Raw genomic sequence first — 13,596 nt, 5'->3', positions numbered from 1 at the left:
TCGGCACGTACGGACCTGACCGTGCCAGATCGCGCCGGTGATCGTCGGGGTGAACCGATCCGGGCCGGCTCGCCGAAGCCCGCTCGTGGACGTGCAGCGCGCTCGGGTGGGTGGGGTCGACCTGGCTTTCGAGTCCCTGGGCGATCCCGCCGCCCCGACCGTCCTGCTCGTCATGGGTCTCGGGCTGAGCATGGAGTGGTGGCGCGACGACCTCTGCGCCGACCTGGTGGACGCCGGGTTCCACGTGGTCCGCTTCGACAACCGCGACGTCGGCGGGTCGACGCAGCTGGCGGGACCGGGGATCAGCGCCTGGGGCTTCGTCCGTCGTCGCGCCCGACCGGTCTACACCCTGGCCGACATGGCCGACGACGCGGCGGGCCTGGTCGCGCACCTCGACCCGCGGGGCGCGCACGTGGTCGGGGTCTCGCTCGGGGCGCTCGTGGCGCAGGAGGTCGCGATCCGCCACCCCGGGCTGACCCGGTCGCTGACGTCGGTGATGGGCCGCCCCGGGGACGGCCGGAGCGGGAAGGTGGCCTGGCGGATGGTGCCGGAGTTCCTGCGTCCGCCGGCCGCGGACCCGGTGGAGGGGCTGGTGCGCTCGTTCACCCGGATCGGCTCGGTCGGCCGCACCGCCGTCGACGACGAGGACGTGCGGGCGACGCTGCGGCGGGCGACGGCACGGGACACCACGGACGGCTCCGGCGGAGGCCGTCAGCTGGCGGCGTGCGTGGCGGAGCGCGACCGGACGGCGGACCTGCGGGCGGTGCGGTGCCCGACGCTGGTGCTGCACGGGCTGCGCGACCGGGTGATCCAGCCCTCGGGCGGCCGGGCCACCGCCGCGGCCGTGCCCGGGGCGGAGCTCGTCGAGGTGAAGGGCATGGGCCACGACCTCGCCCGCTGGGTGTGGCCGACCCTGGTGGACGGGATCGTCCGCACCGCGGCCCGCGCCGGCTGAGCCGTTGACGGCCCCGGCACGCGCGGCCCGCCACCTCCGCGTGGTGGGCCCCCTCACACCCCGCCTAGTCTCGCGGCGTGGACATCACCTCCCCCGCCGACATGGCGACCGCGCTGCGCTCGGTGGGCTACCTGCCCGACGAGGGCGTGGCCACCGCCGCCTACCTCGCGATGGCGATGGCGCGCCCGCTGTTCTGCGAGGGCGAGCCCGGCACCGGCAAGACCGCGCTGGCCACCGCGCTGTCCGAGGCGCTCGGGCTGCCGATGGTGCGGCTGCAGTGCCACGAGGGCATCGACGCCAGCCAGGCCCTCTACGACTGGGACTTCCCGCGCCAGCTGCTGCACCTGCGCGCGATGGAGAGCCGCGGGGCTGCGACCGGAGGGGTGGACGCTGCGGAGGGCGAGCTGTACTCGGAGCGCTTCCTGCTCGCCCGGCCCCTGCTGCAGGCCCTGCGGCTGGCTCCCTGCGTGCTGCTGGTCGACGAGATCGACCGTGCCGACGACGAGTTCGAGGCGTTCCTGCTCCAGGTGCTCTCCGAGAACCGGGTGAGCATCCCCGAGCTCGGGGAGATCGCGGCGGACGTCCCCCCGCTGGTGGTGCTGACCTCCAACCGCACGCGCGAGGTGCACGACGCCCTCAAGCGCCGCTGCCTCTACCACTGGGTCGACCACCCCGACCTCGAGCGGGAGGTGGCCATCGTGCGCGAGCGGCTGCCCCAGGTGAGCGAGACCCTGGCGCGGCAGGTCGCCAAGGCCACCCGGGCCCTGCGGAGCCTGGACCTGCTCAAGCCGCCCGGGGTGGCCGAGACCCTGGACTGGGCGCAGGCGCTGCACGCCCTGGGACGCACCGAGCTCGACGTCGAGTCGGCCGCCGCCACGATGGGTGCGGTGCTGAAGTACCGGGAGGACGGCGACAAGATCGTGCAGCTGGGGCTGGACGGGATCCTCTTCCGGTGACCACCCCGGCGGTGGACGGGAGCACCGAGCTGCTGCGCGCACACCTGGGCTTCGTCCGGGTGCTGCGGGCCGCCGGCGTGCCCGCCGATCCCTCCCGGGGCCGCGCCTTCCTCGCCGCGCTGGCCGAGCTGGGGGCCCCCGACGAGCCCGCAGGTCCGGCGTCGACGTACTGGGCGGGTCGGTTGACCCTGTGCAGCCAGGCTGACGACCTGCCGCGCTACGACGCCGCGTTCTCCGCCTGGTACTCGGGCACCACCAAGCGCCAGCAGGGTCCGGCGCCCACCGAGATCCCCACCCCGAGCCTGAAGGCCTCGCTCACCGGCTCCGCGCCCAAGGCCCAGGCCGACGACCGCCCGCCCGAGGAGCTCACCACTGCTGCGAGTGCGAACGAGGTGCTGCGGCACAAGGACTTCAGCGAGCTGAGCCCCGTCGAGCGCGAGCACGTGCGGGCGCTGCTCGCCGGCCTGCGCTACCGCCCCGCCACCCGCCGTGCCGTCCGTCGTCGCAGGTCCGCCCGCGGTCCGGTCGACCCGCGCGCCACCGTGCGCACCATGCTGAGGGCCGGTGGCGAGCTCGTCCGACCCGTGCACCACCGACGGGCGCAGCGACCGCGACGGCTGGTGCTGCTCATCGACGTCTCCGGCTCCATGTCGCCCTACGCCGACTCGCTGCTGCGCTTCGCCCACGTGCTCACCTGCGCCGCCCCGGCCACCGTGGAGACGTTCACCCTGGGGACCCGGCTGACGCGGCTGACCCGGGCGATGCGCCACCGCGACCCGGACGTGGCCCTGCGCGCGGTCGCCGCGGCCGTCCCCGACTACGCCGGGGGCACCCGGCTGGGGGAGACCCTCAAGGTCTTCCTCGACCGCTGGGGGCAGCGCGGACTGGCCCGGGGCGCGGTGGTCGTGGTGTTCTCCGACGGCTGGGAGCGCGGGGACGCCCGGCTGCTCGGCGAGCAGGTCGCACGGCTCTCGCGGCTGGCGCGAGCCGTCGTCTGGTCCAACCCGCACGCCGGTCGTGCGGGCTACGCCCCGGTCCAGTCCGGCATCGTCGCGGCGCTGCCCGCGCTGCACCGGTTGCTGTCGGGGCACTCGCTCGTGGCGCTCGAGGAGCTCGTGGAGGTGGTGGCAGATGCGTGAGGTCCTGTCGGAGACGCTGCACTGGTGGAAGGAGGGCCGGCCCGTGGCCCTGGCCACCGTCGTGGGGACGTGGAAGTCCTCCCCGCGCCAGCCGGGGGCCTCGATGCTGCTCGGCGGCGACGGCGCGGTGGTCGGCAGCGTCAGCGGTGGCTGCGTCGAGGGCGCGGTGTACGAGCTGGCCCAGCAGGTCGTCGCGGACGGGGTGCCGGTGCTGCAGCGCTACGGCGTCTCCGACGACGACGCCTTCGCCGTGGGCCTGACCTGTGGCGGCATCCTCGACGTGTTCGTGGAGAAGCTCGACCCCCAGACCTTCCCGGAGCTCGGTGAGGTGGCCGAGGCCATCGCGACCGGCCGTCCGGTGGCCGTGGCCACCACCACGGTGCACCCGGACCCGGCCCGGGTGGGCCAGCGACGGGTGCTGTTCACCGACGGGGCGGACGGCCAGCGGGCCAGCGGCACCCTGGGCTCGGTGCGCGCCGACGCCGCCGTCACCGACGACGCCCGCGGGCTGCTGGCCGCGGGGCGCAACGGCACCCTGCGCTACGGCGCGGACGGCGAGCGACTCGGCGACGGCATGGAGGTGTTCGTGGCCTCCTACGCCCCGCCCGCCCGCATGCTCGTCTTCGGCGCCATCGACTTCGCGGCCGCGGCCGCCCGGATGGGCCACTTCCTCGGCTACCACGTGACCGTCTGCGACGCGCGGGCCGTCTTCGCCACGCCCAAGCGCTTCCCGGCCGCCGACGAGGTCGTGGTGGCCTGGCCGCACCAGTACCTGCTGGCCGAGCGGGACGCGGGGCGCCTGGACGAGCGCACCGTGCTCTGCGTGCTCACCCACGACGCCAAGTTCGACGTGCCGCTGCTGGAGCTCGCGCTGGGCGACGACGGCTGGGACGCCCGCCCGGCCTACGTGGGCGCGATGGGCAGCCGCCGCACCCACGACGACCGCGAGTCCCAGCTGCGCGAGCGGGGGATGACCGACGCCCAGCTCGCGCGGCTGTACAGCCCCATCGGGCTGGACCTGGGAGCACGCACGCCCGAGGAGACGGCCGTGTCCATCGCTGCGGAGATCATCGCGGGACGCTGGGGCGGCGGGGGCAAGCGGCTCACCGAGCTCGAGGGCAGCATCCACCACACGGGCTGACCTGCCCGAACGGGCAGGTGCACCCCCTCCCTGGTGACGGTGGTCCGCCGAGCGCCGCTGGGTAGCGTCGCGGTCAGGACGCACCCCGGCGAGGTGGTGCGCGGACGGGAGAGGCTGTGGTCGAGCGTGTGTAACCTGGGTCACACACCGCCACTGAGGTTCAGGGCACCGCCCTCCACGGCGCCGCGCCGAGAGGAGGGGACGACGTGGTCGTGACCCAGCTGCCCACCCCGTCGCCCCCCACGGTCGAAGCCCCGCACGGGCGGGCGGCGTCGGACGGCCGGCCCCCGCGCATCGCCAAGTTCCACGCGCCGGAGATCGTGTTCGGGCCGGGTTCGCTCGTCGAGGCCGCACACGCCGCCCGGCGCCTGGGTGGGCACCGGCCGATGCTGGTGACCGATCCGGGTCTCGTCGAGTCCGGCTGGGTGGACGAGCTGCTCGGGCACCTGCGCGACGCCGCGCTGCAGCCGGTGGTGTGGAGCGGGTTGACCCCGAACCCGAAGGACCACGAGATCGCGGCGGGGTACGAGACCTACGCGGCCGCGGGCTGCGACGTGCTGGTGGGACTGGGTGGCGGCTCCGTCATCGATGCGGCCAAGGGCGTCGCGGTGCTGGCCTCGAACGGCGGCCACATCCTGGACTACGAGGGCGTGGACCTCGTGACCCTGCCCATCCCTCCCCTGGTCGTGGTTCCGTCCACCTCGGGCACGGGGGCGGACGTCTCCCAGTTCTGCATCGTCACCGACACCCAGCGGCACACCAAGATCACCATCATCGGGCGGGTGCTCGTCCCGGACGTCACGGTCATCGACCCCCGGCTGCTCACCACGATGCCGGAGTGGCTCAACGCGGCGACCGGGCTCGACGCGCTCACCCACGGCATCGAGGCCTTCGTCTCCCTGGCCCACAACCCGCTCACCGACCACCACGCCCTGCGGGCCATCGGCCTGGTCGAGCAGAACCTCGTGCACACCATCGACGATCCCGCGCACACCGGGCACCGCAGCCTCATGGCGCAGGCGAGCCTCGAGGCCGGCCTGGCCTTCACCAACGCCATCCTCGGCGCGACCCACGCGATGAGCCACCAGGTCGGCGGCATGCTGGACCTGCCGCACGGCGTGGTGAACGGGGTCCTGCTCCCGCACGTCATCCGCTTCAACGCCCTGGGCGACCCGACGCCCTTCCTCGCCATCGCAGCCTCGCTGGGCCTGCCCGAGGCGCGCGGGCCGGCACCCGAGGCGGGGGAGGCCGTGGCCGACGCCGTGGCCGTGCTGGCCCGGCGGGTGGGGGTGCCCGCCGGGCTCGCCCAGCTCGGGGTCACCGAGGCCGACCTGCCCCGGCTGGCCAGCCTCACCCTGGGTGACGCGTGCATGTCGACGAACCCCCGCACCGCCTCGGTGGAGCAGGTCATGACGATGTTCCGGGCGGCGCTGTAGCGATGGCGGCCGACCCCACCTTCGCGCACCCCCGCCGGGCCCAGCGCCCGGACCTGGAGAGCCTCACCGGGGTTCGTTCGGGCAAGGGGACCTACTACCCGCAGTACCGCGGGGCGGCCGAGCGTCTGGAGCGCGTGGTGCACGCCCTGGACACGATCTCCCACGCCCTGGTCCGCACGGTCGAGGGGCCGGAGACGCTGGTTCGCTCGGTGGTCGAGGCCGCCGCGGAGCACCTGTCCGCGGACTGGGTGCTGTTCGCCCTGGCCGACGGTGCGCTGCCGGACGCGGACCCCCGCGAGCTCGTGCTCGGGCCGGGTGGGGAGGCCCGCCCCGTCTCCGCCACGCTCCCCGAGCTCGTGCGGGTGCACCTGGACGGCACCCGGGCCGGGCTGCTCGTGGAGCACGACCACGGACACGGCGACGGCCCCGGCCCCACCCACCACGTGCACGTGCCGGTGGAGCTCGACGGTGGGGTGGTGGGGGCCTTCGTGGCGTGGACGCCGGAGCGTCGTGCGATCGACGGCACCGACCTCTCGGTGCTCCGGATCCTGGCCAGCCAGACGGCCGTGGCCCTGCAGAACTCCGCGCTGTACCAGCGCAGCCGCTCCCTGCTGGTCAGCTCCGAGCGTGCCTACGAGCAGTCCCGCCAGCACGCGGGCGACCTCGCCGTGCGCAACGCCGAGCTCGAGGCGACCCAGCGCCAGCTCGGGGTGGCCCACCGGCGGGAGGTCCTCGACTCCGAGCGGCACCGCATCGCCCGCGAGCTGCACGACAGCGTCACCCAGTGCGTGCTCTCGGCGGGCATGCAGGTCGAGGTGTGCCGCAGCGAGCTCGCCCGGGACGGCAGGGGTGTCGACGAGCGGCTCGTCGAGCGACTGGGAGTGGCCAAGGACCTCACCCGGCGCGCGGTCGAGCAGCTGCGCTCGGCCATCTACGCGCTCAACCACGGTGACGACGCCGGTCGGTCCTCGCTGCCGGAGATGCTGGAGCAGCTCTGCACGGTGCACATGCCCGACGAGCTCCAGGTGCTGCTGCGCGTGGAGGGGAACCCGTGCGAGCTGCCGTCGGGCGTCGAGCACGCCCTGCTGCGGATCGCGGGCGAGGCGCTGTTCAACACGGCGGTGCACGGCCACGCCTCGCGCGCCGTGGTGCGGCTGGCCTTCCACCCGGGGGACGTGGTGCTCTCGGTGGCCGACGACGGGGACGGCGACCCGGCGCGGCTGCGCACCGTCCTGCGGCTGGCCGCCGCCAGCGACCTCGACGGTCGGCACCGGGGTCTGGCGAACATGCAGGCCCGGGCGCGTGAGCTCGGTGGCACGCTCGAGGTGCGCCGGGCCCGGCTCGGCGGGGTGCGCGTGGCCGCCCGCGTGCCGCTGGACCAGGCGGCGCGGGCGTGAGCACGGCGGTCGCGGTCTCACGGATCGTCCTGGTCGACGACCACGCGATCCTCCGCGAGGGACTTCGCTCGGTGCTGGAGCGGGAGCCGGACCTGACGGTGGTGGGGGAGGCGTCCTCGTTCGCCGAGGCGGTGGCGGTGGTCGCGAGCGTGGCGCCGGACGTCGTGCTGCTGGACCTCAAGCTCTCCGCGCGCTCGGACCACGAGGGCCTCGAGCTGTGCACCGTGCTCTCCCGGGAACATCCCGGCCTGGGGCTGCTCGTGCTCACCACCTTCCTCGACGAGCACCTCGTCGTGCAGGCCGTGCACGCCGGGGCCCGGGGCTACGTGGTCAAGGACGTGGACACCACCGAGCTCGTGCGAGCCATCCGGGCCGTGTCGCTGGGTGAGAGCGCGTTCGACGCCCGAAGCGCTGCTGCGGTGGTCCGATCCCTCAACGGGCGCAGCGTGCAGCACGAACGGCTCACCGACCGCGAGCTGGACGTGCTCCGGCTGCTGGCCAACGGTCTGTCCAACAAGGACATCGGCGGGCGGCTGTACATCTCCGCGACGACGGTGAAGTTCCACGTCAGCAACATCATGCGCAAGCTCTCGGTCTCCCGGCGTGCGGAGGCCGTGTACGCGGCGAGCAAGAGTGGCTTGATCTGAACCGTGGCCGGACCGTGACCGCTCCCGGGCTCGGCACTGCCTGCGGTTGACTAATCTCACCCGTGCACCCTCGGACGCGTGGTCCGGGCCACACGTCCAGGGGGGACCTCTCGTGCGTCGTGACGCCACCGCCGCCGTCCTCGCCGTCGCCGCGGTCTCGCTCCTGCTCGGCGGCTGCACCTCCTCCGAGAAGGGCACCGCGACCGCGGCGCCGGCCTCGGCGTCGAGCACCTCCGCCGGCGCGTCGTCGTCCCCGGAGTCCTCGAGCTCGTCCGCGAGCGCCAGTGGCGACCTGACGGCCTGGGCGGCGAGCTTCTGCTCCGCAGCCAAGCCCATCTCCGACGCCACCTCGACCATCGGCGACCCCTCGGCGGCGGACATGTCCACCCCCGACGGTGCCAAGGCCTACATCGTCGGGATCTACAGCACGTTCGCGAGCGCGTTCACCGACACCGCCACGGCCATCTCGACGCTCGACGCCCCCCCGGTGGACGGGGCCGAGGACTTCGTGCCCAAGGCCGCGGCGGCCTTCACCGCCGCCGGCCAGACCTTCCAGGGTCTCGCCGACCAGGCGTCGGCGGTGGACCTGACCGACCCGAGCGCGCTGCAGGCCCTCACCGGTGGCCTCAGCACCATGTCCGACCCGTTCCAGGGTGCGTTCACCGAGCTCGAGGCCAGCACCCCGGCCGAGCTCGACTCCGCTCTCACCAACACCCCGGAGTGCGCAGCCCTGGGCAAGTGACCGCCACGGTCGCCCTGAGGCCCCGCAGCCGACACGCCGCTCAGCCGACGTCGAGCACCAGCCAGCCGCCGTGGTGCTCGCTGACGCGGGTCCGGCCGGGCAGGGCGTCCGCGAGCGCCGCCAGGCCGTCCAGGGTGAAGGTCCGCACGTGGCCGTGGCAGGTGGTGGCGGTGTCCTCGAGGGGTACCGCCACCACCACCCTGCGCCGGGCCAGCCGGACGGCCTCGGCCAGCACCGCTTCCCCGTGCTCGGGGTCCAGGTGCTCCAGCACGTGCAGCACGGTCACGGTGTCGGCGCAGCCGTCCGGTCGGGGTACCGCGGCGGCGTCGCACACGAGCGTCCCGAGCTCCACCCCGAGCTGCGGCGCCACCGCAGCCAGCAGGCGCACGGTCCCGGCGCAGAGGTCGCTGGCCGTCACGGTCAGCCCGGCCGCGGCCAGGCGCAGGGGGAAGAACCCGAAGCACGAGCCGAGGTCGAGCACGCTCGCCCCCCGCACCAGCCCTGCGGCCCGGTCGTGCACGGGCGCGAAGGCCGCGGACCCGTCGCCGAGGGCGGCCAGGGAGTTTCGGTAGTACGTCGTCCACGCCTGCAGGGGGTCGTCCACCGTGGACCGGACGAGCCCGGTGAGAACCAGCTCGAACTCACGGGCTCCGCGGACCAGCCCTCCCACCCGGGCGACGAGCGACTCGTCGAGCTCGTCCGCGGTGAGGCCGTGGGTCACGACCAGCCGTGCACCACGGGTGGCCCGCAGGCCCGCCCCGGGCGCCCGCACCACGACCACCCCGTCGTGGGCCCAGGACCCGGACCGCCCGGGCGCGAGGACGTCCAGGGGTGCGAGCGCGAGCGTCACCGTCCCACCTGCTCGGTGGCCAGCGCCTCGGCCGTCGTGGTGAGCCCGGTCAGGTCGCGGACCACGCGCACCCGCTGGCAGTGCTCGGCGTACAGCGGGAGGTCGCAGCTGCCCAGACCCCAGGAGTAGCGCGGCTCGGGGGTCAGCCAGATGGTCTCCTTGGCCCGGCGGCTGATCTCCGCGAACGCCTCGAGGTTGGGGTCGAGCCCGTTGCTGCGGCCGTCGGCGAGCACCAGCACCGTGGTGCGGCGGTTGACGGCGTTGCCGTGCTCCTCGAGGAACTGGCCGAACGCCGCCCCGTGGTCGGAGTTGCCGTCCACGTCCAGCACCTCCCCGCCGAACACCAGCCCCAGCGCGTGCTCCACGGAGTGGTCGGCGAACAGGTCGGTCACCTCCGCGAGCTCGGAGACGAAGACGAAGGTGCGGACCTGGCTCACCAGGTCTTGCAGGCCGTGCACCAGGTGCAGGGTGAACCGGGCGGTGGCCCGGACCGAGAGGCTGACGTCGGTCAGCAGGACCAGGCGCGGCTTGTCCTCGGTCCGCTGCACGGTCACCGGCCGGAACGGCACGCCGTCGAAGCGCATGTTGCGGCGCATGGTGCGCCCGGAGTCCACCCGGCCGCGGGCCCCGGCCTTCCGACGGTGGGTCAGCGCGCCGTGCAGGCTCTGGGTCAGCCGGCGCAGGCTCTCCTCCAGCTCGGCACGCTCGTGCTCACCGACGGAGTCGACCCTGGCGACGTGCTCGGCCTCGACCTCCTTGCCCTCGACGATGCGGTCCTCCAGGGCCAACAGGCTCTCCAGGTGCTTCTTCAGCGCCGCCGGCAGGTTTGCGAGGACCCCGGCCAGCCGCCGCCGCAGGGCCGCGGCGTCGTCGGTGAGGTCCTGCCCCGGGGTGTTCTCGTCCGTCCCCTGGTCGAGCCAGCCGAACAGGGCGTCGGTCTCGGCGATGGAGAGGTCGGTGTCCACCTTGGTACCGGTCTGGGTGGAGATGGAGCCGGGGGCGCTCGCGCCGCGGAGGTGGTCGGTCTCGATCTGGACGCGGTTGCCCTCGCCCATGACGGCCTCGGCGTCCTTGCTGAACACGATCTCGTCGGTCATCGCGGCCAGGTCGATCTTGTTGGCCTCCTGGTGCAGGTTGTACTGCGCCGCCAGGTCGTCAGGGTCGAAGTACTCCCGGATGTCGGCGGGCTTGCCGTGCTCGTGGCCCTGCTCGGGCAGCTGACCGGGCTCCTCGCTGAGGGTGAACTTGTCCAGGACGCCGTCGTCGGAGAGGTCGTCGTGGCCGTGCCCGTGACCGTGGCCGGTCTCCTCGGGCTGCACGCGCACCAGGGCGAAGTACTTGTCGAAGACCTCGGTGAACACCGGGTCGTCCTCCCGGTCCTTGACCAGGCTGACCCGCAGCGCCTCGCGCAGCACCGCCTTGTCCGCCAGGATGCCCGGGACGGCGGCGGCGTCCATGGCGTCGAGCATCTCCGGCACCGAGATCCGCACCCCGCGCAGGCGCAGCAGCCGGACGAACCGGTGCAGGCTCTGCTCCACGTCAGCGCCGACCGCGCGGTGCGTCGACGGCCTTCTTCTTCCCGAACCCGTTCGCGAAGCTGCGGCTGCCCTGGCTGGGCCGCACCGCGGCCGGGGTGCCCGGGGGGGTGGTCGCCGGGCCGGCTGGGGTGGGTGACGAGACAGCTCCGTAGTAGCCGTCGTCGTGGCGCCCGGGTGCGTCCTTGCCGGCCCGGACGTCCTTGCCGCGGGGCCCGGAGTCCTCGGCGTCGTCCGGGTCGCGGGGCACGCTCGCCGCGCTGGGGGAGGGGTGCTCGTCGTGACCGCCGTGCCCGTGCCCGTGCCCGCGAGGGCCCTCGTCGAGGGTCGCGTTGGGGTCGACCAGCCGCGGCAGCGCCTCGATGGCCCTGCGCACGTCCTTCTCGTACTTCACCACCACGTTCACGGTGTCCGACAACGCCTTCGCGGTGAGCTCGGTGGCTCCGAGCACGGCCAGGGTGCGGGCCCAGTCGATGGTCTCGGAGATCGACGGGCTCTTGCGCAGCTCCAGCTCGCGGAGTCCGCGGACGACGTCCACCAGCTGGGTGGCCAGGGCGTCGGTCAGCCCGGTCTCCTTGGTGCGGACGATCTCCAGCTCGCGCTCGGCGGAGGGGTAGTCCAGGAACATGTGCAGGCAGCGTCGCTTGAGGGCGGCCGAGAGGTCGCGGGTGTTGTTGGAGGTCAGCACCACGTAGGGCGCGGTGGTGGCGGTGAAGGTGCCGAGCTCGGGCACCGACACCTGGTTCTCGCCCAGCAGCTCCAGCAGCACCGCCTCCAGCGCCTCGTCCGCGCGGTCGACCTCGTCCACCAGCAGCACCACCGGCTGCTCGCTGCGGATGGCCTCGAGCAAAGGGCGCGGGGCGAGGAAGCGCTCGGAGAAGAAGACGCTCTCCTGGGCGGCGATGCGGTCCACCGCCTCACCCAGGCTGTCCGCGTCGGCCACCAGCTGGCCGATCTTCTCCTTGAGCACCTGGGTGTAGAGCAGCTGCTTGCCGTAGTCCCACTCGTAGAGCGCCTTGGTCTCGTCCTGGCCCTCGTAGCACTGCAGCCGCAGCAGCCGGCGGCCGGTGACCTCGGCGAGGGTCTTGGCCAGCTCGGTCTTGCCGACGCCGGCGGGGCCCTCCAGCAGGACGGGCTTGTCCAGCCTCGTCTGCAGGAACACCGTGGTGGCGAGGGTGTGGTCGGCGATGTACCCGTGCTCGGCGAACCGGGTCACGACGTCGTCGACGCTGGCGAAGTCGGGCTGGGCGAGGGTCACGGGAGCCTTTCCTGGGGTCTCCCACGGCCACGTGGAACCCTGCGGTCGCCGCGGTCGAGTCAGCGAGGGCCGCAGGGTTCCACGTGGCGGAGCAGGAGTGGGAGGGGTGGGAGGGAGAAGGGGGACGATCAGCCGATCAGGTCGTCCAGGTCGCCGTTCATGCAGTGCGCGACCACCGGGCGGACGGTCTCGAAGGTGCAGAGCTTGAGGTTGCCCGGGGTGCAGGCGTCGCCGAGGACGTGGTTCGTGATGCGGTCGATGTCCGCGTCGTCGCCCTTGATGACGCTCTGGCCCTCGTAGTACTTCGTCGGTCCGGTGCCCAGTCGGTTCTTGGAGTACGTGTCCTTGGTGACGTCGGTGAACTTCTCCGCGATGCCCACGTCGCGCAGCAGCTGGATCGCGGCGTCGAGGGCCGCGTGGCTCGCCCGCTCGTCGCTCATGCCGTGCGTGTCGATGCCCATGGCCACGGCGATGTCGGCGAACTTGCCGTAGTCGGCGGTCATGTTGAACGCCCACACCCGGGGCAGCGCGACGGCGTTGTTGAGGCCGTGGTGGGTGTCGTAGAACGCGCTGATGGCGTGGCTGATGGAGTGGATGATGCCGAGGCCGCCGGAGTTGAACGCCTGCGCGGCGATGTACTGCGCGTACATCATCCCCTCGCGGCCGGGCAGGTCCTCGCCGTTCCAGGTCGCCGCGCGAAGGTTCTCGGTCGTCAGCTTGATGGCGTGCAGCGCGTTGCCCAACGAGGGCTGGAAGTTGAGCCGGGAGACGTAGGGCTCGCTCGCGTGGGCCAGCACGTCGAACCCGCACTGGGCGGTGAAGTCCGGCGGGCAGGAGTAGTAGAGGACCGGATCGTCGATGGCCAGGCTGGTGACGGAGGCGTCGTCGAAGGCCACGTACTTGTGCGGGTTGTCCGGGTCGGTCGTGGTGTCGGTGATGACGTAGGCCCAGGAGGTCTCCGAGCCGGTGCCCGCGGTGGTGGAGACGGCGATGTGCGGCGGGTTCTTCGGGTTCTCGCTCTTGTTGAAACCCTCGAACTCGTTGACGTTGCGGCCGTCGTGGGCGATGGCGATGCGGGCGCCCTTGCAGGCGTCGTGGCTGGAGCCGCCGCCGATGGAGACCATGCTGTCGCACTTGGTCTCGGTGTACTGGGCCACCGCGTCCATGACGTTGTAGTCCTTGGGGTTGGACTCCACCTGGTCGTAGACCTCGACCTCGAGGCCGTGGTAGCGCATGGACTCGACGATGTTGTGCACCGTGTCCGTGCCCCGCAGGCCCGAGGTCATCACCAGGGTCTTCCTGAAGCCCAGCTTGAGCGCCTCGGGGCCGATCATCTCGTGCGCGCCCGGGCCCATCATGGCGCGGGGGAACGGGTGGAACTCCTTGATGGGGAACGGCTTGAGCAGGTCGTCGACCTTCACGGGTGGATCCTCTCGGCGTCGGTGGCGGGGACTGCCCCGACGCTAGGAGGGGTGCGCGCGATCACGGGAGGGCTGCGGGCACATCCCGTACGGGCGGCGCGGTGATCGTCGCCGGTGGG

12 protein-coding genes are annotated in these 13,596 nt (G+C 73.2%); 8 read left to right on the top strand and 4 right to left on the bottom strand.

What is annotated here, in order from left to right; all coding sequences use genetic code 11:
* Positions 1 to 91 precede the first annotated feature (91 nt).
* From RHODO2019_RS14405 to RHODO2019_RS14370, 8 genes are all read left to right on the top strand, one after another.
* A complete protein-coding gene (locus RHODO2019_RS14405; RefSeq protein WP_265382436.1) occupies positions 92 to 955 on the top strand; it encodes an alpha/beta fold hydrolase in 864 nt (287 codons plus the stop codon).
* Positions 956 to 1,056: 101 nt separating this feature from the next.
* On the top strand, positions 1,057 to 1,911 hold the full coding sequence (locus RHODO2019_RS14400; RefSeq protein ID WP_265384795.1) for an AAA family ATPase: 855 nt from the start codon (positions 1,057 to 1,059) through the stop codon (positions 1,909 to 1,911).
* Positions 1,908 to 3,050 (top strand): vWA domain-containing protein, encoded by a 1,143-nt coding sequence (locus RHODO2019_RS14395; RefSeq protein ID WP_265382435.1) that lies wholly within the window; start codon positions 1,908 to 1,910, stop codon positions 3,048 to 3,050. The genes RHODO2019_RS14400 and RHODO2019_RS14395 overlap by 4 nt, the downstream gene beginning before the upstream one ends.
* Positions 3,043 to 4,191, top strand: coding sequence for an XdhC family protein (locus tag RHODO2019_RS14390; RefSeq protein ID WP_265382434.1), 1,149 nt, complete (start codon positions 3,043 to 3,045; stop codon positions 4,189 to 4,191). The genes RHODO2019_RS14395 and RHODO2019_RS14390 overlap by 8 nt, the downstream gene beginning before the upstream one ends.
* A 293-nt stretch (positions 4,192 to 4,484) precedes the next feature.
* Positions 4,485 to 5,627, top strand: coding sequence for an iron-containing alcohol dehydrogenase (locus RHODO2019_RS14385; protein ID WP_265384794.1), 1,143 nt, complete (start codon positions 4,485 to 4,487; stop codon positions 5,625 to 5,627).
* Positions 5,628 to 5,629: 2 nt separating this feature from the next.
* Entirely contained in the window at positions 5,630 to 7,024 is a 1,395-nt protein-coding gene (locus RHODO2019_RS14380) for a MadS family sensor histidine kinase (RefSeq protein ID WP_290428875.1), read from the top strand.
* Positions 7,021 to 7,671 carry a MadR family response regulator transcription factor gene (locus RHODO2019_RS14375; protein WP_265382433.1) on the top strand — a complete coding sequence of 217 codons (651 nt, stop codon included), beginning with the start codon at positions 7,021 to 7,023 and terminating at the stop codon, positions 7,669 to 7,671. Before RHODO2019_RS14380 ends, RHODO2019_RS14375 begins: the two co-directional genes overlap by 4 nt.
* Positions 7,672 to 7,783: 112 nt before the next feature.
* Positions 7,784 to 8,413 (top strand): hypothetical protein, encoded by a 630-nt coding sequence (locus tag RHODO2019_RS14370; protein WP_265382432.1) that lies wholly within the window; start codon positions 7,784 to 7,786, stop codon positions 8,411 to 8,413.
* A 40-nt stretch (positions 8,414 to 8,453) separates the two neighbouring features.
* Here the strand turns inward: RHODO2019_RS14370 and mftM are convergent, their stop codons facing one another.
* The 4 genes from mftM to mdo form a co-directional block, all read right to left on the bottom strand.
* A complete protein-coding gene (gene mftM, locus RHODO2019_RS14365; protein ID WP_435532126.1) occupies positions 8,454 to 9,263 on the bottom strand; it encodes a mycofactocin oligosaccharide methyltransferase MftM in 810 nt (269 codons plus the stop codon).
* Positions 9,260 to 10,801 carry a VWA domain-containing protein gene (locus RHODO2019_RS14360; RefSeq protein WP_265382431.1) on the bottom strand — a complete coding sequence of 514 codons (1,542 nt, stop codon included), beginning with the start codon at positions 10,799 to 10,801 and terminating at the stop codon, positions 9,260 to 9,262. The genes mftM and RHODO2019_RS14360 overlap by 4 nt, the downstream gene beginning before the upstream one ends.
* Position 10,802: 1 nt before the next feature.
* Complete coding sequence (locus RHODO2019_RS14355) at positions 10,803 to 12,056, bottom strand: AAA family ATPase (protein WP_265382430.1); 1,254 nt, start codon at positions 12,054 to 12,056, stop codon at positions 10,803 to 10,805.
* A gap of 128 nt (positions 12,057 to 12,184) precedes the next feature.
* A complete protein-coding gene (mdo, locus tag RHODO2019_RS14350; protein ID WP_265382429.1) occupies positions 12,185 to 13,477 on the bottom strand; it encodes an NDMA-dependent methanol dehydrogenase in 1,293 nt (430 codons plus the stop codon).
* Positions 13,478 to 13,596 lie beyond the last annotated feature (119 nt).

The organism is Rhodococcus antarcticus (genome assembly GCF_026153295.1).
In the GTDB taxonomy this organism is placed as follows: Bacteria; Actinomycetota; Actinomycetes; order Mycobacteriales; family Mycobacteriaceae; genus Rhodococcus_D; species Rhodococcus_D antarcticus.
This window is presented reverse-complemented; position numbering and strand designations above follow the sequence as displayed.